Genomic DNA, 24,047 nt, shown 5'->3' with positions numbered 1-24,047 from the left:
GGTTTGAAAAACTAGCCTTCTGCTCGATTTCGGGGGGAATTCAATGAACTTTCAGTACAGCTTTTCTCGTCGCCGGTTCCTGGCTCTGTCGGCCGCCGCTTCTTCGTCCCTCATCATGCCGGGCTGGGTCGGCAAGGCTGGCGCGGCACCGCTCGCGGCTATCAAGGAAGAGGATGCGATCATCGCGTTCGGCCTGACGGGGCCGGTCTCGGACGAAGGCTGGAACACCAAGCAAAATGAAGGAGCCAAGGCGATCCAGGCAGCCTTCCCGAAGGCCAAGACACTGGTGGTCGAGAGCATTCCGTTCTCCGCCGACGCAAGCCGGACTTTCCGCCAGTTCGTGCAGGAAGGCGCCCAGATGGTGTTTTCCACCTCGAACTATGGCGATTTCTTCGCGTCGGTTGTGGAGCGCTCGCCGGAAGTTGCCTTCCTGGAAGCCGACGGGCGCCGGGTCGCCGACAATCTCGGCTGGTACTACGCCGCCCATTGGCATCCAACCTACGTGCTCGGCGTGGCAGCCGGCCTGCTCAGCAAATCCGGCAAGCTCGGCTTCATCGCGTCCTTCCCGGTGCCGATGGCGATCTCGTCGAGCAATGCGTTCATGATGGGCGCACGCTCGGTCAATCCATCGGCCACCCTGCAGGTCATCAGCATCAACTCGTGGTTCGATCCGCAAGGCGCCAACCAGGCCGCAAGCGCGCTGATCGACAATGGCTGCGATTTCCTGTTTGGCGTGATGAACGAGGCCTCCTATCTGCAGGTCGCCGAACAGCGCGGCGTGCGGGCTGCGATGTGGAGCTCCGACATGCGCCGCTACGGCAAGAACGCCTATGTCAGCTCAATTATCCCGGACTGGACGGCGTTCTATGTCGACCAGGTCCGAAAACGGCTCGAAGGCACGTGGTCGGGCGGCGGCCAGACGCTGCTTCCCCTAGGCGGCGGCATCGACCGCGATGCCTGGGGCGAGACGGTTCCGGCCGAGGTAGCGGCCAAGGCCGACGCCGTGCGCGAGAAGATCATCGGCGGCTGGAGCCCGTTCACGGGCGAGATCAAGGACACGACCGGGGCCGTGCGGGTAAAGGCGGGCGAAACGCTCGACGAAGTCGCGCTCTACAACTGGGACTGGTCGGTGGAGGGCGTGTCCGGGCTCAGCACGTAAACCGATCCCCTCGTTCGATGGACGCTGCAATGCCAGATCCGAGACTTCGCCCCGTCAACGGCGGCACGGCACACTCGCTCGTGTCGCTGCGCGGGATCGCCAAACATTTTCCAGGCGTCATCGCCAATGCGGATGTCGACCTCGACATCCGTGCCGGCGAGATTCACGCGCTTCTGGGTGAGAACGGCGCCGGCAAGTCGACCTTGATGAACATCCTGACCGGCATCTACCAGGCCGATGCCGGGGAGATCGCCATCGATGGAAAGCCCGTTCGTTTCGGTTCTCCCCTTGATGCTATCGCGGCAGGCATCGGCATGGTTCACCAGCACTTCAAGCTGGTCCAAGCCTTTACCGTCGCCGAAAATATCCATCTCGGATGGGGGGAAACGCCACGGCTGGCGTCGGCCAGGCAACTGGAAGCGAGAACGGCCGCGATCGCAGAAAAGTTCAATCTTGCCGTCAGACCGGACGCCCGCATCCACGCGCTGTCGGCCGGCGAGCAGCAGCGCGTCGAGATCCTGCGCGTGCTGGCGCGGGACGCGCGCGTCCTGATCCTCGACGAGCCGACAGCCGTGCTGACGCCATCCGAGGCACGGGAACTGTTCAAGGCGCTCGACGCCTTCCGCAAATCCGGCAACGCCGTCATCTTCATCAGCCACAAGCTTCATGAAGTCCTGGAGATTTCAGACCGGGTGACGGTTCTTCGCGGCGGCCGCAAGGTGGCGACGCACGAGACGAAAGACTGCGACCACCGCATGCTCGCCGGACTGATGGTCGGGCGCGAAATCGTGCTGGGCAACTACCGCGACCGGTCGGCAGAACCGGGGAACGATGCCCGCCCCACGGTCCTGGAACTCAGGAATGTCTGCGCCGACGACCAGCGCGGCCTGCCAGCGCTCCGGAACATCGATCTCGCCATCCGGGCCGGTGAAATACTGGGCATTGCAGGTGTTGCGGGCAATGGCCAGCGTGAACTGAGCCAGGTCATCACCGGCATCCGGCCGCTTGTTTCCGGCGAAATCCTGGTCGGTGGAAAGGCGGTAAGCCACCAGGACGCGGCAGCCTTCGCAGCATTCGGCATCGGCCACATCCCGGAGGACCGCTTGCGTAGCGGCTTGGCACCTTCGCTCTCGATCGACGACAATGTGGTGATCCGGGAATACAAGACCGATGCGGTCTCGCGCGGTCCGTTCTTCGACCCGCGGGCCGCCAACCGGCTGGCGCGGACCATCGCCGCGGACGCCGAGGTGGCGATTCCCGATTTCAGCATGCCGGTGCGGAACCTCTCGGGTGGCAACCAGCAGCGCCTCGTCGCCCGGCGCGAAATCCGCATCGCGCGGAAAGTCCTGGTCGCTGCCTACCCAAGCCGTGGCCTGGATATCGGCGCCATCAACACCATGCTTCGCTATTTCGTCGAACTTCGAAACCAGGGCGTGGCCGTCGTCCTGATTTCGGAAGACCTCGAAGAATTGCTCAGTCTCTCGGACCGCATCGCGGTTCTCTACGAAGGCCGGATCATGTCAGTTTTTGATGCCGAAAGCGCCGATATGGAGACCATAGGTCTCCTGATGGGCGGGCAGACGGCGGCTGCGCCCGCAACCAGCGGCGCGAGGTCGTGATGTCCTGGCGTCTGCAGCGCTTTCCTTCGCCGAAGCCTTCCGTTGCTCTTGCGGTCCGCGCCGTGGCGATCCTGCTTGCCCTCGTCGTCGGCGGCCTCGTTGTCGCCGTCTCCGGGCTCAACCCGTTCGCCCTCGGCAACCAGGTCATGAAGTCGACATTCGGCTCGAGCTTCGGGCTGGAGGATCTCGGCCTTCTGGCGACACCGCTCATCCTGACCGGGCTTGCGGTCATGATCACCCGGCGCATCGGGTTGTGGAACATCGGTGCCGAAGGCCAGTTCTATGCAGGTGCGCTGGCAGCCGCCGCGATCGGCCTTTTTGTCGAAGGCCCGGCCTGGCTGATGCTGCCGGCGATGTTCCTGGCGGGCGTCGCCGGCGGCATGGCATGGATCACCATCCCGACGCTTGCCCGTGCCTTTGTCGGCGTCAACGAACTCATTACCACGCTGCTGCTGAATTTCGTGGCGACCCTGCTCGTCTACTATTTCGCCACCGGACCATGGCGCGACCGGGGTGCTGGAACGCTCGGCTCCACGCCGCGCATTCGCTACGAGATGCCCGAACTCTGGGGCATGGTTCACTGGGGCTTTGCCATTGCGGTGGTGCTGACGGTTCTGGCGGCGGCGGTGCTGTCCTTCACCCGCTGGGGTTACGAGGTGCGGATCAGCGGCGCCAATCCCGAAAATGCGCTCTATGCCGGCATCCCCGTGCGGCGGCGCATCATCGCGGTGATGCTGTTGTCGGGCGCAGTCGCGGGCGTTGCCGGAATGCTGGAAGTGGCCGGCACGGTGCACCGGCTGCAGGGCGGCATCTCCAACAATTTCGGCTATCTCGGCATCATCGTTGCGGTGCTGGCACGCACCTCGTGTCTTGGCGTCTTTGCCGCCGCGGCACTGATGGCCTTCATCCTCAACGCCGGCATCATCCTGCAAACGCAGGGACTTACCACCAGCGCGATCGTGGCGCTGACCGGCCTGGTGTTGCTGTTCACCGCCATCGGCGACGAGTTTGCGCATTATCGCCTCGTCCGCGCCGATCGAGCCACCGCATAGGATGCCGCCATGGATATCATAACCGGGTTGCTGACGACCGCCGTGCTTGCCGGAGGCGTCCTGGCACTGGCAGCACTGGGCGAGGTCATCTGCCAGCGCGTCGGGGTGGTCAATCTGGGCGTCGAGGGCCTGATGGCACTCGGCGCGGTGACGGCAATCGCCGTCACCATCAGCGTGCCGAACCCGTCGGTCGGCTTTGCCGCAGCACTCTTGGTCGGGCTTTGCTTCGGCATGGTGTTTGCCATGGCGACGGTGCTCTTCCGCGCCAACCAGGTCCTGTGCGGCCTCGCCCTGACGCTGATGGGGACGGGACTTGCCGCCACCGTCGGCAGGGCGTTTTCCGGAATGCCGGCCAAGGCGACCTTCCAGCCGGTGATCGTGCCCTATCTGAGCGACATTCCCATTCTTGGACCGGCCTTCTTCTCCCAGAACATCCTCGTCTACCTGACCTTCATCATCCTGCCGGTCGCCATACACTACCTGATGTTCAAGACACGCCACGGCCTCAACATGCGCGCGGTCGGAGAGAACCCGGGTGCTGCCGACGCCGCCGGCATACCGGTCCAGGCGATGCGCTTCTGGTACGTGTCCCTGGGTGCGGCGCTGGCGGCGGGGGCCGGCGCCTATCTCACACTGGCCTTTGTCCCATCATGGTCGGACGGGATTGTCGCCGGACGCGGCTGGATCGCCGTCGCGCTGGTCATCTTTGCCCGCTACAGGCCGATGAATGTGGTGATGGCGGCGCTGCTGTTCGGGTTGATCACGGCACTTGGCTATGTCGGGCAGGCACGCAACTGGCCGGTCGCCCCTGCCCTTCTCGGCATGCTGCCCTATCTCGGGACACTGTGCTTCATCATCGTTCCCGTCATCGTCCTGCGTCGCATGAGGCAGTTGCCGGCGGCGCCTGCAGCGCTCGGCCTGCCCTATTTCCGCGATGTGCGCTGAACATCTGAAATTCTGAAAACCGGATCCCGTAACGGATCGCGTAGGAGGATACGCATGACCATCGATATCGCCATCATCAACGGCACCGTGATGCCCATGGGCGGCACTGTGCCGATCGAGCGCGGAGCGATCACCATCGCCGGCGGCAAGATCCTGGCCGTCGGCCCGCAGGAAACCATCGACGTCAGCGGCGCTGCAAAGGTCATCGACGCCTCCAACTGCGTGGTCATGCCGGGATTCTGCGACAGCCACACGCATATTGCCTCGAACCTGCTCCTGCGCGGTCTCCTGGAGGACGTCAGGCTGTTCGAATGGCTCTCCACCATGTGGCAGCTCAAACGCAATTTCGATCCCGAGACGCTGTACTGGGCGAGCCTGAACGGTCTCGTCGAAATGGTGAAGTCGGGCGTCACTTCCTTCAACGAGCATTTCGATGCCTATGCGGTGGAGCCGCAGATCGAGGCGCTCAAGAAAATCCCGCTTCGCTCCACCCTTGGCTACGGCTTTGCCGACCGCGGCGTCTATGCATCGATCACCGACTGGTCATGGAAGACGCTGCACAGCTTCGGCGATCTCGTCGCCAAGCACCACAAATCGCAAAACGGATTGCTGCACGTCGGACTGTCACCGCATGCCACATATTCCTGCGGGCCGGAAATGTTCCGCCTGTCGCGCGAGGTCGCCGACGCACACAATGTGCCGATCCACATTCACCTCGCCGAAGCGCCCCAGGAGACGGTCTATGTCGCCGAAACCTACGGCACGTCAGCGGTGCGTTGGCTTCATTCGCTCGAGTTCCTGAAGTCCGATGTGACCGCCGCCCACTGCACGCAACTCGACGAAGATGACGTGAAGATACTGGCAGCGACCAAGACGAAGATCGCCCATTGCCCGTGCTGCAACGCCAAGGTGACTTCCGGTACGCTGCCGCTCAAATGCGTGCGCGAGCACGGCGTCACGGTCGGCCTGGCCACAGACGGGCCAGCCAGCCACAACACCCTCGACATGTTCCAGGAAATGAAGTTCGCCGGCCTCATCCACAAGGACAAGACAGCCGACCCGGAATTCCTGAAGACGACCGAAATCCTGGAAATGGCAACCTCCGAGGGCGCCAAGGCGATGAACCGGCCCGAGACCGGCAAGCTTGCCCCCGGCATGGCCGCCGATGTCATCGTCGTCGACCTCGACAAGGCGCACACGCAGCCGGTCTATGACACCGCAGCGGCACTGGTCTATTCGAGCCGTGCCGACGACGTGCTGCATACCATCGTCGCCGGGCGCCTGCTGATGGAGAACCGCATCGTCGTCGGCATCGACGAGGCGGAAATCAGGGCCAATTTCCGCAGCAAGGCCCATGCGCTCCGCAAGCGCAGCCTGGGCTAGTCGGCTCTGCTGCCACTACGGCGCCCGTAGTGACAGGCCTGGTCATTCCGCAGACACCGAAAGCAATCCGGAAGCACTCGACGCTGTTGCGTCGAGTGCCAGCGATGCGACCATGATCGACGTCGAGGCGAGCGCGTCAGTACCTCTGCTGGATCGTGCTGGTGACAACGGGATCCACGTCCCGGTCGCCGTTGGCGGACAGCGCCACCAACACACCCAGGCTGATGGCAATGGGCGCAAAGAGCAGCGCGACATTTGCCAAGCACTTTACTGGTCCCCACCGGTCGGAGGTGATTTTCCGTTCGTCATCCATGGGGCAATCCTGAGTCGGCTGTTTCACTGCCGTCGGTAGCCGCCCCATTTGGCACGATTAAGCCCCATCCACCGCGTCTTCAGGGCATGGTTAAGGATGCGTGAAGTGCCCCAGGAGCGTTGCCTCGCCGCTTCACCTCGCGACGCTCACATCCGACTTTTGCCTTCGTGGAGTTAGCGGGATGAACATTCCGGGTGACTGCTTCAACAGCCGCTAGGCGCCGAAGGGGCTTGCGCATACAGTCTCAAGCTCCACCATGGAGCTCCCACGAATACGCCGGAGCGATGTCTGCAAGTGAAATGCGCGAACCGGTGCCTGCCATGAAAGCCACGATCGTCCTCCTTGCCTGCCTGGCCCTGTCCTCATGCGGCATGGCAAAAGCCGCAAGGCAAACAGGCCAGACCTTCGACACGTACGGGTGTCTGGCGCGGGACTTCAAAGGCCAGCCCTCGTGCGACGTCGCGGAAAGCGCAACACCCAAGCCATGACTGGACCGGTGGCCGAGCCACCAGCGCAGCGGTGTGCTATTTTGCGGCGCGGCGCCTGGTTGTCTTGCCCGCGCCGGCGCCGGTCGAGGCGTTCTTCAGCCCGGCCTCGATAAGCTCTCCCGTGCGGCGATAGTGTTCGGCAAGGAGCCGGACCGCGCCCTCGCCGTCCCGCTGCAAGGCAGCCTTCATGAGCGCCGAGTGCTCTTCCAGCAGGTTGCGCGGGCGTGCACGCAACTCGTCCGACAGCACCGGCCGGCGATACCGCTCCGTCCTGGTGTAGAGCTGCGCTGCGATGTCGAGCAGTGCCGGCGAGCCACATGCCGAGATCAGCGCATGGTGGAAGCCCTGATGCCGATCCTCCAGGGCCTGGTCAAAGGTGCCCTCGGCTTGCGACGCCTGCAATTCGTGCCTGGCTACGGCCTTGCCAAAGGCATGAAAGGAGGCGACCACCCGCGCCTCCCAGTCGTCGGTGCCCAGGCGGACAGCCCGCCGCAATGCCTCCGATTCGACCAGGATGCGTATACCGATCACATCCCACATCTCGTCCAGCGACACGCCCGCGACGCGAAATCCACGCAGTGAAGCCAGTTCGGCGAGCCGGTCGCTGCTCAGGCGCGTCAGCGCCTCGCGCAAGGGAGAAAAGCTGAGGCCATAACGGTCGCGCAGCACAGCAAGACGCAGCGGCTCGCCGGCCGGGAAAACGCCATTGAGAATGTCGTCGCGGATCAGCCGGTAGGCGCGGTCGGCAAGCGACCCTTCGGATTCGGCGAACTCTGGCTCGGGCACTGGGCTCTGTCTCGAATGGCGATGCAAATGGCGGACCTCGTCACAATCTACCGGCTCAAATATTTTGTGCAATGTGCAATATTTTATAAAATCTGTTGACGCCGGCTGATGGCCATCTATGTTGCGGACGAACGAAATCGGGACGGAGGCGCCGGCATCGGCGGTCGCCTCGCCACCATCAGACAGAGGTGAAAACATGCGTTTGGTTACCTATCGCAGCAGCGTCACTGCGGCGGCGCGTCTCGGCGCGCTGGTCAACGACCTGGTCGTCGACCTGCAGGCGCTCGCGGCCTATTACGACCTGGAACTGCCAAGCGACATGCTGGAGTTCATCGACCTCGGCCCCGCGGCGCTCGATACTGCGCGCAAGATCATCGAGGATTCGACCGATGACTGGCCGGTCGGCACGGTCTTCTACGCTGCCAACGTCAAGCTGCTGGCACCGATCCCGCGGCCGCGCAAGAACATCTTCGGCATCGGCCTGAACTATGTCGAGCACATCACCGAATCGGCGCACATGCTCGAAAACGCGGCAAATCTGCCGAACGAGCCGGTCATCTTCTCCAAGCCGCCGACCACGGTCTGCGGCCCCGGCGACGCCATCGAGCACAACGCCAAGCTCACCCAGCAGCTCGACTGGGAAGTCGAACTCGCCGTGGTCATCGGCCAGCGCGCCAAGCGCGTGTCGGAAGAAGACGCGCTTGGGCACGTCTTCGGCTACAGCGTCATGATCGACGTGTCGGCCCGCGACTGCCGCCGCGCCGGCCAATGGATCGTCTCCAAGGGCCAGGATACCTACGCCCCGTTCGGCCCGTGCATCGTCACCGCCGACGAGATCGCCAACCCACACGCCCTCGACCTGTGGCTCACCGTCAACGGCGTGACCAAGCAGAAGTCGAATACGCAGCACATGCTGTTCAAGGTGCCCTACCTGATCTCGGACATCAGCCAGGGCATCGCGCTCGAGCCCGGCGACATCATCGCCACCGGCACCCCGGAAGGCGTTGGCGCGGGTCGCACGCCCAAGGAATGGCTGTGGCCAGGCGATGTCGTCGAAGCAGGCGTCGATGGCATCGGGCGCCTGCGTTGCCCGGTCGTCGCCGTCTAGACTGTACCGATGAGAGCCGCCTTGCCGCGCGAGGCGGCTCTCGTACCTTCTCAAATTGAGCCGGCACGAGCCCGCAGCTTCAAAGTGCCAACGGCAACCGTTGTCGTGCGACGCAGAGAAGTCAGGGATCTGGTGGTGATGACGCGATCAGCCGCGTCGCCGCGCTTGTTGCGCACCGCGCTACGGAACCTGCTTGAAGCCGCGCCGCCGGTTAGGGTTTGGCCGCCTGTAACCGCTTCCTGAGATCGAGAAGATCGAGCGTGCAGGCGCCGTTCCGGATCGCATCGCGCAGTGTCGCTTCCTTGGCCTCGCGGTCGCGGGCAGCAGAAATCGCGCCGGCGATGTCCGCCCGGCGCACGACAACGACGCCATCCTCGTCGCCCAGGATGGCGTCTCCCGGCCCCACTTGCTCTCCGGCAAGGCTGATCGGCCGGCCGATGCTGCCCAGGCGATTTTTGGTCGTGCCCTTGATGCACAGGCCTCGCGCAAATACCGGGAAATTCATCTGCCTGATGGTCGTGGCATCGCGGACGCAGCCGTCGATGACCAGGCCACGGATGCCCCTGGCGAAGCATGCCTCTGCAAGCAGGTCGCCGAAAGGACCATCGTCGAGCGCACCCTGGTGATCCACGACCAGCACATCGCCGGGACGCGCCACGGCGATGGCAGCGTGGATCATCAGGTTGTCGCCGGCCGGGCAATGCACGGTCAGGGCGGAGCCACAGACGCGCATTGCCGGATCGAGCGGTTTCAGAGCGCCGGACACCGCACCGCGCTGCCCGTTCGCCTCGTGGATCGTCGCCGACGAAAATGTGGCGAGTTCTTCCAGGAGGGCTGGAACGGGCCGTTCGAAATCAGCATCCATGTTCGCGCCCCTCGTCAGGTTTTCTAAGCCGCAACCGTGCCGATGCGGATCGTCAGCGGCTCGAGCCCGGCAATGGTGCCGACCAGTTCGTCGCCGGGGCCGACCGGGCCGACGCCATGGGGCGTGCCGGTCAGGATGACGTCGCCGGCGTGCAGTTCGAAATAGGTCGACAGGTTGGCGATGATTTCCGGAACCTTCCAGATCAGCAGGCTGATGTCGGAATCCTGCCTTGCCTCGCCATTGACGGTGAGCTTGATGTTGCCCGACGACACGTGACCGACCTTTTCGACCGGCGTGATCGGGCCGCAGGGGCACGACTGGTCGAACGACTTGGCGATCTCCCACGGCCTGCCGCTGCCCTGGATGTCGCGCCGCGTCATGTCCAGACCGACGCAATAGCCGTAGACATGATCGAGTGCGTCGGACTCGGCGATGTTGTAGCCGCCCGACTTCAACACGACCGCCAGTTCCATCTCATGATGGAAGTCCTTGGTCATGGTGGCGTAGTGGATCGTCGCTCCATCCTGGACGATCGCGTCAGTCGGTTTCTGGAAGAAAATCGGCGGATCGCGATCCTCGTTGCCGCCCATCTCGCGCACGTGGGCAACGTAGTTGCGCCCGACGCAATAGATGCGACGAACCGGAAACCGCTCCGCCTTGCCCACGACCGGCAGCGATACCTGCTGCGGCGCCTCAACTACGTACCCATTGGCCATATTGGCTCCTCCCTGTTGAACGATCTGACATAGAGCACACAAACGTATCCCACGCAGCAAAAAATGTATGATTTTTTTCTATCTGCATTTTCATGCATTCAAAATTCGGGCCAGCGCCAGACGATGCCATTGCGGACACCTTCCGCGTATCTGGTGGAATCCGGCAGCAATCCCCTCAAAATGAGACATTTTTCTACATAACGGACCTGGGAGCGCCTCTCGCGCGTCAAACAAAAGCTCGCCTACCTCGCGGCTTTCGCGCGCGTCAGCGCATCATAGAAATATGTTTTTGACAGCTATTGCGAAAAATGTAGATTGTTTGAAGGCGTTGTTGACGGAACAAATCCGCGCAGCCGCCACGGGAGGAACAGCTTATGAAAATGGGTCCGGAACTACACCGCAGCGCCAGGGTGGCGCTGACTTTGGTTTTCGCCTCGATCGCCGGCGCAACCGGAAGCGCGTATGCCCAGGAGACCAAGGTCACGATCGTCGTGCCCAATCCCTCGGCCATCAACAATTTTCCGCTGCACGTCGCCATTGGAGAGGGCTACTTCAAGGAACAGGGCCTCGACGTCACCGTGGAGGCGGTGAACGGCTCGGCTTCGGTGCTTCAGTCGATGGCGGCCGGACAGGCGCAGATCGGCAACCCGGGCCCCGGCCCGCTGCTCGGCGCGCGCGCCCGCGGCGAAGATGTCGTCTTCATCTACAACCAGTTCCCGAAGTCCATCTTCGGCCTCGTCGTCAAAGAGGACTCGGCGATCAAGACGCCCACCGACCTCAAGGGCACGACGGTCGGCGTCGGCACGGCCGATGGCGCCGAAGTCGGCTTCAGCCGCGCCATCCTTTCCAAGTCCGGCCTGGCAGAAGGCAATGACTACAAGTTCCTCGCCGTCGGCGACGGCGGCACTGCGGCTGCGGCGTTCCTGAACAACGAGGTCGAATCCTATGCGGCGGCCGTCAGCGACGCGGCGATCATCGGCGCACGCGGCATCCCGCTGCGCGAGATAACGCCTGAGGAATTCCTCTCCTTCTTCGGCAATGGCTGGGCCGTGACGCGCAGCTATCTCGACGGCAATCCAAAGGTCATCGAAGGTTTCGGCAAGGCGCTGGTCAAGGCAACCAAGTTCGGCCTGGATCCCGCCAACAAGGACGCCGTGCTCGCCCATGCCGCAGTCGGCAATCCGCAGGAAGCCGAGGATCCGAAGTTTGCGGCAGCCCTTCTGACCGCCATCCAGGATCGCGTCACGCCGCTCGACGTCTCCACCGGCTACGGCTACCAGCCGCCGGAGCACTGGAAGATGTGGCATGAAAGCCAGGTGGCAACGGGCGCCCTGTCCAAGCCTTTGGACGACCTGAACGCAGCCTACACGAACGAGTTCGTGAAAGCCTGGAACGAATGAACGCACTTCAGCGATCCGCATTCGATGGGGCCGGCCTGGCAGGCCGGCCCGTATACGAGCTCAGGGGCGTCGCCAAAAGCTATGCGCGGCGCTCGATCCACGCGCTCGACCGGGTCGACCTGACCTTGACCGAGGGGAGCTTTTCCTCGGTCATCGGCCCCTCCGGCTGCGGCAAGTCCACGCTGCTCAAGATCATGGCGGGTGTCCTGCCGCCAACCGAAGGCAGCGTCTATCTCGAGGGCACGCCGGTCACCGGCACGCGCCGGGACATCGGCATGATGTTCCAGCAGGCGACGTTGTTTCCGTGGCGCACGACGCTCGAAAACATCGTCCTGCCGATCGAGATCCGCGACGGCAAGAAGGCTGCGCGGGCCATGCACGACGAGGCGCGGGCCCTGCTCGATCTGGTCGGGCTGAAGGGCTTCGATTCCGTGCGGCCCAACGAACTGTCCGGCGGCATGGCACAGCGCGCGGCGATCTGCCGGATGCTGATCACCAAGCCTGCAGTGCTGCTGCTCGACGAGCCGTTCAGCGCGCTCGACGAACTGTCGCGCGACTTCATGAACATGGAGTTGCAGCGCATCTGCATGGAACGCAACGCCACCGCGTTCCTGGTCACCCACTCCATTCCCGAAGCGGTGATCCTGTCCGACACCGTCTATGTCATGTCGCCACGGCCCGGCAACTTCGTCGAGGCCATCAACATCGACCTGCCGCGGCCAAGAACGCTCGACATGATGACCGATCCGAAATTTGGCGAGTATGTGCGCCGCATTCGCGCTCGGCTCGACAAGGGAGCATTCCTGTAATGACCGCAATCGACAATACGGATCAGCGCCCGGAAACAATCTGGAGCGAGCATGTCTCCTTCATGGACCGGATTCCCCGTTCGATCGCCATGGGCGGACTGCTGGTCGGCTTCGTCGCCCTGTGGCAGTTGATCTATGCGATCGGGGTCGTCTCTCCGATCATCCTTCCAGGCCCATGGGAAACCGGTGCCGACATCGCCTTCGTCGGCAAGAACCTGTTCACCGGCGGCTACATGCTGACGGCGCTGTGGATTACCATCAAGGAGGTGATCTTCGGTTTCGCCATTGCCATCACGATCGGCTTCCTGCTCGGTATCCTTGTCGGCGAGACGACGTTCGGCGAGCGTGCGGTGCTGCCCTACCTCGTCGCCATCGACACCATGCCCAAGGTTGCCTTCGCGCCACTGTTTCTTGCCTGGCTCGGCTTCGGCATTGCCTCGAAAGTGGCGCTTGCCGCATTCATCGCAACGTTCCCGATCGTGGTCGGAACGGCAGCCGGGCTCTATGTGGCCGACGAAAACGCACGCATGCTGTTCAAGACCATGGGTGCCAGCCGCTTCCAGACGCTGTTCAAGATGAAACTGCCGCTGGGCCTGCCGCAGATATTCACCGGGCTGAAGATCGCGGCCGTCGGCGTCATGGCCGGCGCCATCACCGGCGAGTTTCTCGGCGGCGGCAAGGGCTTTGGCGAACTCATCCGCGTCGCCTCGTCCCAGCTCAACACGCCAAGAGTGTTTTCGCTGATCATTTTCCTCAGCCTCTTGGGACTGACCCTGTTTTGGTCGGTGGTGTGGCTGGAGAAGAAGCTGGTTTTCTGGCACAAATCGAGCGTGAGCGGAGGCATCGGTACGTGAGGCTTGGCGATAGATTGGGCAACGCATGACACTGGTCGATCAGGCTCTAGCCGAGTCGAAAGCTGGCGAAGGCAGCCGTGCCGAAAAGGTGACGACGGCGACCTTCGTCTACCAGCACCTGCGCCGGGACATCCTCAAGGGTGAGCTCAAGCCCGGCCAGAAGCTGCAGATCGACCAGGTCGCGGCACGCTATTCCGCCGGCACCAATCCGGTTCGCGAGGCGCTCAACCGGCTGTCGTCCGAGCGCCTCGTCGATCGCCACGAGCAGCGCGGTTTCTCGGTGCCGCAGCTGTCGCTCGACAGCCTGCGCGAGCTGGTCAAGACGCGCTGCTGGCTTGAAGCGAAGGCGCTTGAGGAATCCATCGCCAACCGGACCCAGGCGTGGGAGGACAATGTCATCCTCACCTATCATCGCCTGTCGCGCACCAAGGTCCGGCTGCCAGAGGAAGGCGGCGACAATTCGGAATGGGAAATCAAGCATCGCGCCTTCCACAACGCGCTGATTGCGGCTTGCGGCTCCTCGCTGCTGATCAACTACTGCAACGAGATGATGGATCATGCCGAGCGCTACAGATACATCTCGATGATCATCGCGACGACGCCGCGCCGCGATTCCAACGAAGAACATCGCCTGATCATGGAGGCGACCATCGACGGCAATGTCGAATTGGCGAAAGAGCAGCTGGTCAACCAGTACCAGACGACCCTGCGGCTCCTGGAAGAACAGCTCGAAATCGTCGGGGCGGCGTGACCCGGGAAATCTCGAACGGCGAGGTGGCTCCCCAGGCACTTTACGCGCCTCGCCCAAGGCCCTAATCCGACTGCAACATTACCCGGCAGCGGAAGGAAGAATCATGTCCGACGACGTCATCGTGAAAGACAGCAACGGCTCGCAGCTCAACGACGGCGACTCCGTGACCCTGATCAAGGATCTGAAGGTCAAGGGAACCTCGGAGACCATCAAGCGCGGCACGCTGGTCAAGAACATCCGCCTCAATGGGAACCCCGGCGAGGTCGAATGCAACACCAAGCAGGTGAAGGGACTGGTGCTGAAGACCGAGTTCCTGAAAAAGGCCTGACCCGCCTGCCCTACGCATCTGGCGCAACAGGCGCGTCAACGCGGTTTTAAGCTCTCGGGTCCAGACTCGGCGCATGGGTGGATTCGCGCTTCCGAAACTGAGATGGCTGGTGCTTGGAGCGTTTGCAGCGGGCGGCTGGGCGATGACCCAGGACATGCCCAGCAAGGCGCGGGTCGACGACCGTCCGGCAAGGGCAGCGAGCCGCCCCAAAAACCCTGCCACGCCTCCCAGGGAAGCCGCTGCCGTCCGGCCCAAAGCGAATGTCGGTCCCCAGTCCGATGCCAACGTCGTGCGGCCAAAAGCAGAGGTCCCACGGCGCGAAGCGAAAAACCCGCCCAAGACGAGTCAGCAAAAGCTGGCCAGCGCCCAGGCATCGAAAGTCGAACGATCTGGCACCAAGCCCAGTACGCGGCAGCCGACGCCGCAATCCGACTCCGCCCTGCGGCCACCCGCCGACATCAAGACCGGCTCCATCTCGCGGGCACCGACGCCTATGCCGCGCCCCAGGACCACCTCCGCTGCGACCGCGAAATCCGTAGCGGCCAAACCAAAGGCCGAGGCAGCACCCCAACTCAACGTGCTTTACACCAGCACGACGGTCTATCTGCGCCGGCGCCCCAACATGTCGGCGCCCGTCACCTCCAGCCTGAAGCAGGGCGAAAGTGTCCGCGTCTTTGCCCGCGACGGCAAATGGACGCTCGTCTCTGCCTCCGGCCGCAAGGGCTGGGTCCACGGCGAGAATTTGCGGCCAGCCGATCCAGGCGCGCCACGGCCCAGGCAGCAACTGGCGCAGCCGGGAAAGACGGCCATACCGGGCTGACAAGGCAATTTTTGCTGCCGAAACGACGCATATCGCAGCGGTTTGGGCTTTGCGGGTTGAAACCAAACGCATCCGGTGCCAAATCTGCGGCAATGGCTCGCACCCCCGCTGCGGGCAGCCCCAGACATAGTCCGGCAGAGGTCAATGGTCAGCTATCTCGACGCCGCCACGGCGCCCCTCAGGAACACAGGCCAGATCCGCCTCTACGGCGCGGACGCCTTCGAAGGCATGCGCAAGGCCTGTGCGCTCACTGCCCGATGCCTCGACGAACTGGTCGACCGCGTGGCGCCCGGCGTCACCACCGATGCAATCGACCGCTTCGTCTTCGAGTTCGGCATGGACCACGGCGCAATGCCCGCCACGCTCAACTATCGCGGCTACACCAAGTCAAGCTGCACCTCGATCAACCATGTCGTCTGCCACGGCATTCCCGACAACAAGCCACTCAAGGATGGCGACATCGTCAACATCGACGTGACCTACATCCTCGATGGCTGGCACGGCGACTCGAGCCGCATGTACCCGGTGGGCACCGTCAAGCGCGCTGCCGAGCGCCTGCTCGAAGTCACGCATGAGTGCCTGATGCGCGGCATTGCGGCGGTGCGGCCGGGCGCGCGCACCGGTGCCATCGGCGCCGCCATCCAGACATATGCCGAGGCCGAGCGCTGCTCCGTCGTGCGCGACTTCTGCGGCCATGGCGTGGGCGCCCTCTTCCATGATGCGCCGAACATCCTGCACTATGGCAACGTCAACGAAGGCGTCGAGATGCGGCAAGGCATGATCTTCACCATCGAGCCGATGATCAATCTCGGCCGGCCGCACGTGAAGGTGCTGAACGACGGCTGGACGGCGGTCACCCGCGACCGCTCCCTGTCTGCACAATACGAGCACACCATCGGCGTGACGGCCGACGGCTGCGAGATCTTCACGCTGTCGCCCAAGGGGCTCGACCGGCCGGGCCTGCCCGCATAATATCGCTTTCGCCGGCTTCATTCCGGCGGGGGCGGCATGGCAAGCGACGAGCACGACGAGCGCGGTTTCTTCGGCGAGCGGCCATTGCCGACGATCAAGCGCGCCGCCACCCAGGAAAAGCCCCACTATCTCGGCCATCGCGACAGGCTGCGCGAGCGGTTTTCGACCGCGGGCGGCGAAACGCTTGCCGACTACGAACTGCTCGAACTGCTTCTGTTCAGGCTTATCCCGCGCTCGGATACCAAGCCGGTGGCCAAGGCCCTGCTCGCCCGCTTCGGCACGCTTGCCGAAGTTTTAGGCGCTCCAGCCCACCTGCTGCAGGAGGTCAAAGGCATCGGGCCATCGGTCGCGCTCGACCTCAAGATCGTCGCGGCTGCGGCAAGGCGCCTGGCCCGCGGCGAGATCAGCCGCCGCGAAGTGCTGTCGTCGTGGAACCAGGTGCTCGACTATTGCAGGGCGTCGATGGCCTTCGAAGCGCGCGAGCAGTTCCGCATCCTGTTCCTCGACAAGAAAAACGTCCTGATCGCCGACGAGGTGCAGCAGACCGGCACCGTCGACCACACGCCCGTCTATCCGCGCGAAGTCATCAAGCGCGCGCTGGAGCTGTCGGCAACCGCGATCATCCTCGTCCACAACCACCCATCCGGCGACCCGACGCCGTCGCGCGCCGATATCGAGATGACCAGGACCATCATCGATACGGCCAAGCCACTGGGCATCGCGGTGCATGACCACATCATCATCGGCAAGAACGGCTTTGCCAGCATGAAGGGGCTGTTGCTGATCTAGCTCATGATTGCGGCCGCAGCGCCCGCGACGGCATGAAACAAAAAAGGCCGCCGGATTTCTCCAGCGGCCCGTTCGATCTGAGGAGTGTCGCCTTATTCGGCGTCGGCTTCCTTGGCCTTCTTCTTCGGAGCCTTCTTCTTGGGCTCTTCGCCCTCGGCCTTGTCAGCCTTCTTGGCCGCAGCCTTCTTCGCCGGCTTTTCCGAACCCTCGTCCTCGTCGTCGGCGAGCAGTTCTTCCTTGCTCACCTTCTTGTCGGTGACGGAGACCTGCGACAGCAGGTGATCGACGACCTTTTCCTCGAACAGCGGCGCCCGCAGGTTGACCAGCGCCGACGGGTTGTTGCGGTAGAAGTCGAACACTTCCTGCTGCTGGCTGGCCGGGTAGCGGCGAACGGTGTCGAACAGGCCGCGCTGCAGCTCTTCGTCGTTGACCGTCACGCCGGCCTTTTCGCCGATCTCGGCGAGAACCAGACCAAGGCGCACCCGGCGCTCGGCCAGGCGCTGGTACTCGGCGCGGGCCTCTTCTTCAGTCGTCTCTTCGTCGGCGAAGGTGCGGCCGGCGATCTCGAGGTCGCGGGTCACCTGGCTCCAGATATTGCCGAATTCGGCTTCGACGAGCTTCGAGGGTGCCTCGAACTGGTAGGCGCCGTCGAGCTGGTCGAGCAGCTGGCGCTTGACCTTCTGGCGCGTCATGGCGCCGAACTGGTTCTCGATCTGGCCGCGAACGATGTCGCGCAGCTTCTCGAGCGATTCCAGGCCGAGGTTCTTGGCGGTCTCGTCATTGACCTCGAGCTTGCCGGGGGCAGCGATCTCCTTGACGGTGACGTCGAAGGTCGCTTCCTTGCCGGCGAGATGAGCGGCCTGGTAGTTTTCCGGGAAGGTCACGGTGACGAGCTTCTCGTCGCCGGCCTTGGCGCCGATCAGCTGGTCTTCGAAGCCGGGGATGAATTCCTTGGAACCGAGCACCAGCGGCTGGTCGCCGCCCGTGCCGCCGTCGAAGGCAACGCCGTCGATCTTGCCGACATAGTCGATGGTGACGCGGTCGCCTTCGGCGGCCTTGCCGGTCTTCGGCTCATAGGAACGCGCCGACTCGGCAACGCGGTTGACCTGCTCGTCGATCTCGCTTTCCGGAACGTCGTAGACCGGGCGCGACACCTTGATGTCAGTGAAATCCTTGATCTCGATCGCCGGGATGACTTCGTAGCTCAGCGAGAATTCGAAATCGACACCGCCGGCCAGGATCTTCTCGGCTTCCTTCTCGTCCTCGGTCATCACGACGTCGGGCTGCATCGCAGCCTTTTCACCGCGCTCGGCGATGATCGTGCGGGTCGAGTCGGTCAGGATCTCGTTGACGACTTCGGCCATGAAGGACTTGCCGTACATCTTGCGGATGTGCTGCATCGGCACCTTGCCCGGACGGAAGCCGTTGATGCGGACCTTGTCCTTGGCGGCCGAAAGCCGCTTCTCGAGGCGGGCTTCCATGTCGCCGGCAGGAACCGAGACCTTGATCTCGCGCTTGAGGCCGGAGTTGAGCGTTTCGGTGACCTGCATCATCAAACCTTTGTTTTACGTATGGCGCGGCTCAGACGGCGTCCTGCCGTTCAGCCTGCCGGAATTCGTTTGCCGGGGATGGCTTCAAGTTCGCAAATCGGCATCCAGGTCCGCCATATGCGGTCCGTTTGTTCCGCCGTCGTCCGAAGATTACGATAAGCTGTTGTTTTTCCGACTTCTTATCGCATCCTGCAGAGACGGATACTTGCGTCCCATCTTACTCGACAGGCCTTTTGTCACAGGCGGGCCGAATTTTCAACTATCTTCGCGGTTTCTCCCGGCCGAGGTCATTTCCGCTCCGAGATTGACAGAATGATGGCAGCATGGGATTGGCGTTCGCATGCGGATGTGGCGGAACTGGTAGACGCCCTGGATTTAGGTTCCAGTGCCGAGAGGCGTGTAGGTTCGACTCCTATCATCCGCACCACAGTCTCCCAGCCCGCCCTGCCACCAACCGCCCGGCCACGCATCTGACGGCTCAGTACAGCGGCTCCTCGAACAGCATGGTGTCGCCGTCCATCAATGCCTTGATCTGGCCGGTGCCGTCGCTGGCAACGGCGACCTTGATGCCGAAGCTGCGCAATTCGGGTTCAGAGCCGGAGTTGCGCTTGCGCATCTCCTCCTCGATCGCCAGGCCCTCGCCTTCCGGCACATAAAAGCGCTCGATGCCGTAATCGACACGGACAGTCGAGCCCGGGGTCAGGCTCCAGCCATCAGTCACTTCGCCACGGATGTCGACTTCGTCGGCAGCCGCAACCGTCGAGTCGGTGCCGAGCGAGGCGGAGGTTGCGCGCCAATAACCGTCCGTATCCTTCTTCAGGCGAACGACGATCGGTCCTTCGACCGACGCCTGCTCGCCCTGGGGCAGGTTGGCGATCTTCTCCACCTCTATGCGCGAGATGTCGTAGCCGAGCCGGACGTAATCGCCGCGCAACAGGTCGCGCGGGTCGACGGGCTCGACCTTGAGCAGCACTTCCTTGCCGTCGCGCAGGATCGCCGCGCGGCCTGCGATCATCCAGCCGAGAAAACCGATTTGCGCGAGCGCCAGCACAATTGCGGCAATGACGAGCTTGTAGCGGGACATCATGCTGCTCCTCGGACCGGCTCGGGCCTCATCCGCCGTTCGATGCGGATGATCGCATAAGCGAGCCCTGCCAGGATTATTGCGGCTGCGAAGAAGAAGCCGGCCGTGCCCAGCATCGAACCGACGGTGACGAGATAGACGATGGCCAGTTCGAAGGCGAAGCCGAGATAGGCAATCCAGCGCAAGCCGCGGCTCTCGCGGCCAAGGAAGACGATGACCGCTGCGATGACCGCCAATGCAACCGCGGCCGCAATGACAAAGCCGCCGTCCTCGACCTGGTCAACCTGCACCATGCCTATGCCGGAAATAAAGCCGATCAATGCATGCAAAGGCAGCCGTCCGCCGAGTTGGACGATGCGTTCCACGGCATCCGGGGCCAGGGCAGCAACGGCGAGAAGCACCGCCGAGACCAGCGCAAGCACCACTCCAACCTCCAGCGACTCGTGGTTAAAGCCGAGCAGCACTGCATATAGAATGGCAGACAGGGCGATCAGATGCCGGGCAGCGCGGCTCTGCGTCCAGAACGACAGCGCCCAGAACACCGCCAGGAACACAATGAAGAGATGCGGAAACTCCGTGCGGCGGAAGATATCGAACCCCTTCAGCACCAGCCACGCATCGGCGATGCCAACGGCGGCCACGGTCAAGGCGTTGGAGCGCAGCGCCGCGGCGGCGACCGCGGTGCCGATGCACCAGGTGACGACGGCTGTGCTTTCATCGCCGGCGAAGTGATACATCTGCCCGATCAGCGCGATCGAGCCGCCGAAAGCCGCGGCAGCGACCAGCCACAGCGCTTCGCCGAAACCACCTTGGCCACGCTGCTTGAGCAAGGCGCCGCCGACATACCCGATGAAGATGACGGCAAACAGCGCGCCGACGCGGGCAATGCGCGGGATGGCTTCCCAATTGGCGGCGACCAGAATGAGAATGGCGGCAGCAAACAGCAGCGCCGCCATGATCGCGAGGATCGAACCGAAATTCAGGCCGCTGCGCTCATTGTCCTCGACGTCACGAACAAGCGCGTCCGCGGTTGCCCGGTCCAGCAGCCCGGTTTCGACCCAGCGGCCGATGTCGCTCTTCAGCTTGGTGGCGTAGCTCGCCATAAATCGCGTCCCCCTGCCGGCCGTCTGTCACGGCCAAGCCGTTGTCCTCATGGCGAATTTCCGATTCGGTCACAATTATGACCGAAGCCTTAATGCCCATTAATGCTGCAATGCACAAAACGCATTGCTGCCATGCGAGCATAGCGCTTCAATTTTGAGCAAGGCCATCCTATCTACGCCCCGTACACAGAAGAGAAATGAAGACGAACGGAAAACGAAGATGAACCTGATCCGCAACTACCGCAACTGGCGCCGCTACCGTGACACTGTCTCCGAGTTGAGCCGCCTGTCGAACCGTGAACTGACCGACCTCGGCATCACCCGCAGCGACATCCACTTCGTGGCGCGTAAAGCCATCTAACCGAAACCGGGTCCACTGGACCCACCTGTCCGAACCGAAAAGAGAACTAAAATGAACTTGCTCCGCACTTACCGTAACTGGCGCGCTTATCGCGAGACGGTGAACGAGCTTGGCCGTCTGTCGAACCGCCAGCTTGCCGATCTCGGCATCAATCGTGGCGAGATCCAGTCGATCGCCCGCCGCGCAATCTAATTCAAGCTTTCCGTCAACGCCGACCTCCTCCCCGGCCATGACGGATCCGGTCAGCTTCTTCCTCCCGATAAGCTGACCACCCTAACACACCCGCCCGACCTCCTCCCCGGGCGGGTGTCGTTACCCCAGAGAGTTTCGCCCTCTTTGAACTGGCGCAAAGAATTCTGCCTGCGCCGACCTCCTCCCCGGCAAAGGCGAATAGGTCAGCTTCCTCCTCCCAGAAGGCTGACCACCAAAAACGACACCTGCCGGATCCTCCTCCCCCGGCAGGTGTTGTTACCCGAGAGCTTCGCCCTCTTTGAACTGGCGAAAAGAATTCTGCCCGCGCCGACCTCCTCCCCGGCAAAGGCGAATAGGTCAGCTTCCTCCTCCCAGAAGGCTGACCACCAAAAACGACACCCGCCGGATCTCCTCCCCCGGCGGGTGTTGTTGTTTTTGGGCCTGTCAAAGCATCCCGCTCCAGCCCGTGTCGAGGCCCTGCTCTAGTTCAGCGCGCCGCTTTCGAGCACGCCGCGCTGCTTCCAGTCGCTGAGCGGGATGATGTCTGGCGCGCCGCCCATCGGGGCATACCAGGAATCAACCACCCACTTCACGCCGTCGGGTGCGCGGACAACGGCTGTCCAGTGCGGGTACCGGCCATCGAGCAGGAAGCCGCGCGAGGTCTTCGCTTCGACCTTGTGGTGCCTGAGCAGGCCACGCCCGCCGAGATAGCGCAGCAGCGCTTCGGTGTTGGTCGATTCGTCGACGCAATCCATCTGGCCCTTGATCTTCGAAGCGCCGAACTTCGACCGGGGTGCGTCACGTACCCCGGTCACCTGCTGCGCCCGCTTCTCGAAATACGCAACGGCCTGTGCGATCGCCGCACGCTCGGCTTTCGGCGAGGACCGGCCCGCGGCCAGAATGGAGGCGAACCGCTTCGCGTCGCCCGGCCCGAGGTCGAGGCGCGAACGAAAGGCGCAGCCATAGCCATGGCAGATGTCGATGCGCTTCGTGCCCGGCGCTGCATGGCTCGGCCTGGAGTCGGCGCCGACGGTCGAGATCGATACCAGGCCCGCCAGGAGCAGATGAGAGATTGAAAGCCGCATCATGCGGCATCTTAGAAGTTGTCCCGCGGCAGCCGCAACCCCGTATCAGCCGGCGCAATCGTTGCATTCGGCGGGCCAAGGGACTATTCCCGCCACCATGAGCACAAAACCCATCCACATCATCGGCGGCGGCCTCGCCGGATCGGAAGCAGCATGGCAGGCGGCCTCGGCCGGCGTGCCGGTGATCCTGCATGAAATGCGCCCCGTTCGCGGCACCGACGCGCACAAGACCGAAGGCCTGGCCGAACTGGTCTGTTCCAATTCCTTCCGTTCGGACGACGCCGAGACCAACGCGGTCGGACTGATGCATGCGGAGATGCGGCTTGCCGGCTCGCTGATCATGAGCGCGGGCGACGCCAACCAGGTTCCCGCCGGCGGCGCGCTGGCCGTCGACCGCGACGGCTTTTCCAACGCCGTCACCGCCCGGCTCGAAGCCCATCCGCTGATCACCATCGTGCGCGAGGAGGTGACCGGCCTGCCGTCCGCCGACTGGGACCAGGCGATCATCGCCACCGGCCCGCTGACCGCTCCGTCGCTCGCCGATGCCATCGCCGCAAGCACCGGTGCCGACGCACTCGCCTTCTTCGACGCCATCGCGCCGATCATCCATTTCGACAGCATCGACATGAATATCTGCTGGTTCCAGTCCCGCTACGACAAGGTCGGCCCCGGTGGAACCGGCAAGGACTACATCAACTGCCCGATGGACAAGGAGCAGTACGAGGCCTTCGTCCAGGCACTGCTCGACGGCCAGAAGACCGAGTTCAAGGAATGGGAAGGCACGCCCTATTTCGACGGCTGCCTGCCGATCGAGATCATGGCCGAGCGTGGCCGGGAGAGCTTGCGCCACGGGCCGATGAAGCCGATGGGGCTGACCAACGACCACAACCCGACGGTCAAGGCCTATGCCGTCGTCCAGTTGCGGCAGGACAACGCACTGGGCACGCTCTACAACATGGTCGGCTTCCAGACCAAGCTGAAGCATGGCGAGCAGGTCAACGTGCTGCGGATGATCCCGGGGCTGGAAAACGCCGAATTCGCCCGCCTCGGCGGCCTGCATCGCAACACCTATCTCAATTCGCCGACGCTGCTCGATCCGACGCTGCAGCTCAAGTCGCGACCGGGGTTGCGTTTTGCCGGCCAGATCACCGGCTGCGAGGGTTATGTCGAAAGCGCCGCCATCGGCCTGCTTGCCGGGCGCTTCGCCGCTGCCGAACGCCTCGGCCAGCCAATGTCGGCGCCGCCTGCCACCACGGCCTTCGGCGCGCTGCTCAACCACATCACCGGCGGCCATATCGTCTCGGACGACGAACCGGGCAAGCGCTCGTTCCAGCCGATGAACGTCAATTTCGGGCTGTTCCCAGTGATGGAAGCACCCAAGGTCGAAGGCAAGCGCCTGCGCGGCAAGGAAAAGACCATTGCCAAGAAGAAGGCGATGACGGCCCGCGCGCTGGTCGACTGCCGCGTCTGGCTCGGCCTTGCCGAAGCAGCGCAAGCGGCGGAATAATAAGGGGC

Annotated in this window: 26 protein-coding genes and 1 tRNA gene; 19 read left to right on the top strand and 8 right to left on the bottom strand. The window is 63.3% G+C overall.

The features are described from left to right. Nucleotides 1–43 precede the first annotated feature (43 nt). Genes ASC75_RS04300 through ASC75_RS04280 form a run of 5 tightly spaced genes read left to right on the top strand, consistent with a single transcriptional unit; the run spans nt 44 to nt 6,158 of the window. Nucleotides 44–1,159 (top strand): BMP family ABC transporter substrate-binding protein, encoded by a 1,116-nt coding sequence (locus ASC75_RS04300; protein ID WP_055970850.1) that lies wholly within the window; start codon nt 44–46, stop codon nt 1,157–1,159. A gap of 29 nt (nt 1,160–1,188) precedes the next feature. Next, nucleotides 1,189–2,778, top strand: a complete 1,590-nt coding sequence (locus ASC75_RS04295) for an ABC transporter ATP-binding protein (protein ID WP_055970970.1) — start codon at nt 1,189–1,191, stop codon at nt 2,776–2,778. Further along, on the top strand, nt 2,778–3,830 hold the full coding sequence (locus tag ASC75_RS04290; RefSeq protein ID WP_055970848.1) for an ABC transporter permease: 1,053 nt from the start codon (nt 2,778–2,780) through the stop codon (nt 3,828–3,830). Before ASC75_RS04295 ends, ASC75_RS04290 begins: the two co-directional genes overlap by 1 nt. A 9-nt stretch (nt 3,831–3,839) precedes the next feature. After that, on the top strand, nt 3,840–4,775 hold the full coding sequence (locus ASC75_RS04285) for an ABC transporter permease (protein WP_055970846.1): 936 nt from the start codon (nt 3,840–3,842) through the stop codon (nt 4,773–4,775). A gap of 54 nt (nt 4,776–4,829) precedes the next feature. Continuing rightward, on the top strand, nt 4,830–6,158 hold the full coding sequence (locus ASC75_RS04280; RefSeq protein ID WP_244487750.1) for an amidohydrolase: 1,329 nt from the start codon (nt 4,830–4,832) through the stop codon (nt 6,156–6,158). Nucleotides 6,159–6,294: 136 nt separating this feature from the next. On the opposite strand, the gene ASC75_RS25835 is transcribed toward ASC75_RS04280, so the two are convergent. Next, on the bottom strand, nt 6,295–6,471 hold the full coding sequence (locus ASC75_RS25835) for a hypothetical protein (RefSeq protein ID WP_156381099.1): 177 nt from the start codon (nt 6,469–6,471) through the stop codon (nt 6,295–6,297). A gap of 320 nt (nt 6,472–6,791) precedes the next feature. On the opposite strand from ASC75_RS25835, the gene ASC75_RS26355 reads away from it, so the two are divergent. Further along, complete coding sequence (locus ASC75_RS26355) at nt 6,792–6,959, top strand: hypothetical protein (protein WP_184117327.1); 168 nt, start codon at nt 6,792–6,794, stop codon at nt 6,957–6,959. A 36-nt stretch (nt 6,960–6,995) separates the two neighbouring features. On the opposite strand, the gene ASC75_RS04275 is transcribed toward ASC75_RS26355, so the two are convergent. Beyond that, nucleotides 6,996–7,943, bottom strand: a complete 948-nt coding sequence (locus ASC75_RS04275) for an FCD domain-containing protein (protein ID WP_082496388.1) — start codon at nt 7,941–7,943, stop codon at nt 6,996–6,998. Here ASC75_RS04275 and ASC75_RS04270 point away from each other — a divergent pair. Next, the gene (locus tag ASC75_RS04270; protein WP_055970844.1) at nt 7,942–8,853 is read left to right on the top strand and encodes a fumarylacetoacetate hydrolase family protein; all 912 of its coding nucleotides are present in this window, start codon (nt 7,942–7,944) and stop codon (nt 8,851–8,853) included. The two genes, ASC75_RS04275 and ASC75_RS04270, sit on opposite strands and share 2 nt — an antisense overlap. Before the next feature lie 211 nt (nt 8,854–9,064). Here the strand turns inward: ASC75_RS04270 and ASC75_RS04265 are convergent, their stop codons facing one another. Both ASC75_RS04265 and ASC75_RS04260 read right to left on the bottom strand, forming a co-directional pair. Next, nucleotides 9,065–9,718, bottom strand: coding sequence for a 4-carboxy-4-hydroxy-2-oxoadipate aldolase/oxaloacetate decarboxylase (locus ASC75_RS04265; RefSeq protein ID WP_055970843.1), 654 nt, complete (start codon nt 9,716–9,718; stop codon nt 9,065–9,067). Nucleotides 9,719–9,741: 23 nt separating this feature from the next. Then, nucleotides 9,742–10,434, bottom strand: coding sequence for a fumarylacetoacetate hydrolase family protein (locus ASC75_RS04260; protein WP_055970841.1), 693 nt, complete (start codon nt 10,432–10,434; stop codon nt 9,742–9,744). A 374-nt stretch (nt 10,435–10,808) separates the two neighbouring features. Between ASC75_RS04260 and ASC75_RS04255 the strand changes: the two genes are divergently transcribed. The 8 genes from ASC75_RS04255 to radC all read left to right on the top strand — a co-directional run bounded on the left by ASC75_RS04255 (nt 10,809) and on the right by radC (nt 17,157). Then, a complete protein-coding gene (locus tag ASC75_RS04255) occupies nt 10,809–11,834 on the top strand; it encodes an ABC transporter substrate-binding protein (protein ID WP_082496387.1) in 1,026 nt (341 codons plus the stop codon). Beyond that, nucleotides 11,831–12,643 (top strand): ABC transporter ATP-binding protein, encoded by an 813-nt coding sequence (locus ASC75_RS04250; protein ID WP_055970837.1) that lies wholly within the window; start codon nt 11,831–11,833, stop codon nt 12,641–12,643. The genes ASC75_RS04255 and ASC75_RS04250 overlap by 4 nt, the downstream gene beginning before the upstream one ends. Further along, complete coding sequence (locus ASC75_RS04245) at nt 12,643–13,497, top strand: ABC transporter permease (protein WP_055970835.1); 855 nt, start codon at nt 12,643–12,645, stop codon at nt 13,495–13,497. Before ASC75_RS04250 ends, ASC75_RS04245 begins: the two co-directional genes overlap by 1 nt. A 25-nt stretch (nt 13,498–13,522) precedes the next feature. Continuing rightward, complete coding sequence (locus ASC75_RS04240; protein ID WP_055970833.1) at nt 13,523–14,248, top strand: GntR family transcriptional regulator; 726 nt, start codon at nt 13,523–13,525, stop codon at nt 14,246–14,248. A gap of 103 nt (nt 14,249–14,351) precedes the next feature. After that, nucleotides 14,352–14,576, top strand: coding sequence for an alkylphosphonate utilization protein (locus tag ASC75_RS04235; protein WP_055970831.1), 225 nt, complete (start codon nt 14,352–14,354; stop codon nt 14,574–14,576). 109 nt (nt 14,577–14,685) lie between these two features. Next, nucleotides 14,686–15,396 (top strand): SH3 domain-containing protein, encoded by a 711-nt coding sequence (locus ASC75_RS04230; protein WP_162244889.1) that lies wholly within the window; start codon nt 14,686–14,688, stop codon nt 15,394–15,396. A 144-nt stretch (nt 15,397–15,540) separates the two neighbouring features. After that, nucleotides 15,541–16,368, top strand: coding sequence for a type I methionyl aminopeptidase (gene map, locus ASC75_RS04225; protein ID WP_055970827.1), 828 nt, complete (start codon nt 15,541–15,543; stop codon nt 16,366–16,368). A 36-nt stretch (nt 16,369–16,404) separates the two neighbouring features. Further along, entirely contained in the window at nt 16,405–17,157 is a 753-nt protein-coding gene (radC, locus tag ASC75_RS04220) for a DNA repair protein RadC (RefSeq protein WP_055970825.1), read from the top strand. Nucleotides 17,158–17,249: 92 nt separating this feature from the next. Here the strand turns inward: radC and tig are convergent, their stop codons facing one another. Beyond that, nucleotides 17,250–18,707, bottom strand: coding sequence for a trigger factor (tig, locus tag ASC75_RS04215; RefSeq protein ID WP_055970967.1), 1,458 nt, complete (start codon nt 18,705–18,707; stop codon nt 17,250–17,252). A gap of 342 nt (nt 18,708–19,049) precedes the next feature. On the opposite strand from tig, the gene ASC75_RS04210 reads away from it, so the two are divergent. Further along, nucleotides 19,050–19,134: transfer RNA gene (locus ASC75_RS04210), tRNA-Leu, on the top strand. A gap of 51 nt (nt 19,135–19,185) precedes the next feature. Here ASC75_RS04210 and ASC75_RS04205 read toward each other — a convergent pair. Both ASC75_RS04205 and ASC75_RS04200 read right to left on the bottom strand, forming a co-directional pair. Then, a complete protein-coding gene (locus ASC75_RS04205) occupies nt 19,186–19,794 on the bottom strand; it encodes a GDYXXLXY domain-containing protein (protein ID WP_055970823.1) in 609 nt (202 codons plus the stop codon). After that, entirely contained in the window at nt 19,791–20,894 is a 1,104-nt protein-coding gene (locus ASC75_RS04200) for a DUF2157 domain-containing protein (protein WP_055970821.1), read from the bottom strand. Before ASC75_RS04200 ends, ASC75_RS04205 begins: the two co-directional genes overlap by 4 nt. Before the next feature lie 220 nt (nt 20,895–21,114). Here ASC75_RS04200 and ASC75_RS25090 point away from each other — a divergent pair, with 220 nt between their 5' ends. Then, complete coding sequence (locus ASC75_RS25090) at nt 21,115–21,255, top strand: DUF1127 domain-containing protein (RefSeq protein ID WP_082496386.1); 141 nt, start codon at nt 21,115–21,117, stop codon at nt 21,253–21,255. Nucleotides 21,256–21,306: 51 nt separating this feature from the next. Further along, nucleotides 21,307–21,447, top strand: a complete 141-nt coding sequence (locus ASC75_RS25085) for a DUF1127 domain-containing protein (RefSeq protein WP_018427695.1) — start codon at nt 21,307–21,309, stop codon at nt 21,445–21,447. Nucleotides 21,448–21,929: 482 nt separating this feature from the next. Here the strand turns inward: ASC75_RS25085 and ASC75_RS04195 are convergent, their stop codons facing one another. Beyond that, a complete protein-coding gene (locus tag ASC75_RS04195) occupies nt 21,930–22,535 on the bottom strand; it encodes a hypothetical protein (RefSeq protein WP_055970819.1) in 606 nt (201 codons plus the stop codon). A gap of 94 nt (nt 22,536–22,629) precedes the next feature. On the opposite strand from ASC75_RS04195, the gene trmFO reads away from it, so the two are divergent. Next, on the top strand, nt 22,630–24,039 hold the full coding sequence (gene trmFO, locus ASC75_RS04190; protein ID WP_055970817.1) for a methylenetetrahydrofolate--tRNA-(uracil(54)-C(5))-methyltransferase (FADH(2)-oxidizing) TrmFO: 1,410 nt from the start codon (nt 22,630–22,632) through the stop codon (nt 24,037–24,039). The last annotated feature ends 8 nt before the right edge of the window (nt 24,040–24,047 follow it).

Source organism: Aminobacter sp. DSM 101952, assembly GCF_001424795.1.
Classification (GTDB): domain Bacteria; phylum Pseudomonadota; class Alphaproteobacteria; order Rhizobiales; family Rhizobiaceae; genus Aminobacter; species Aminobacter aganoensis.
This window is presented reverse-complemented; position numbering and strand designations above follow the sequence as displayed.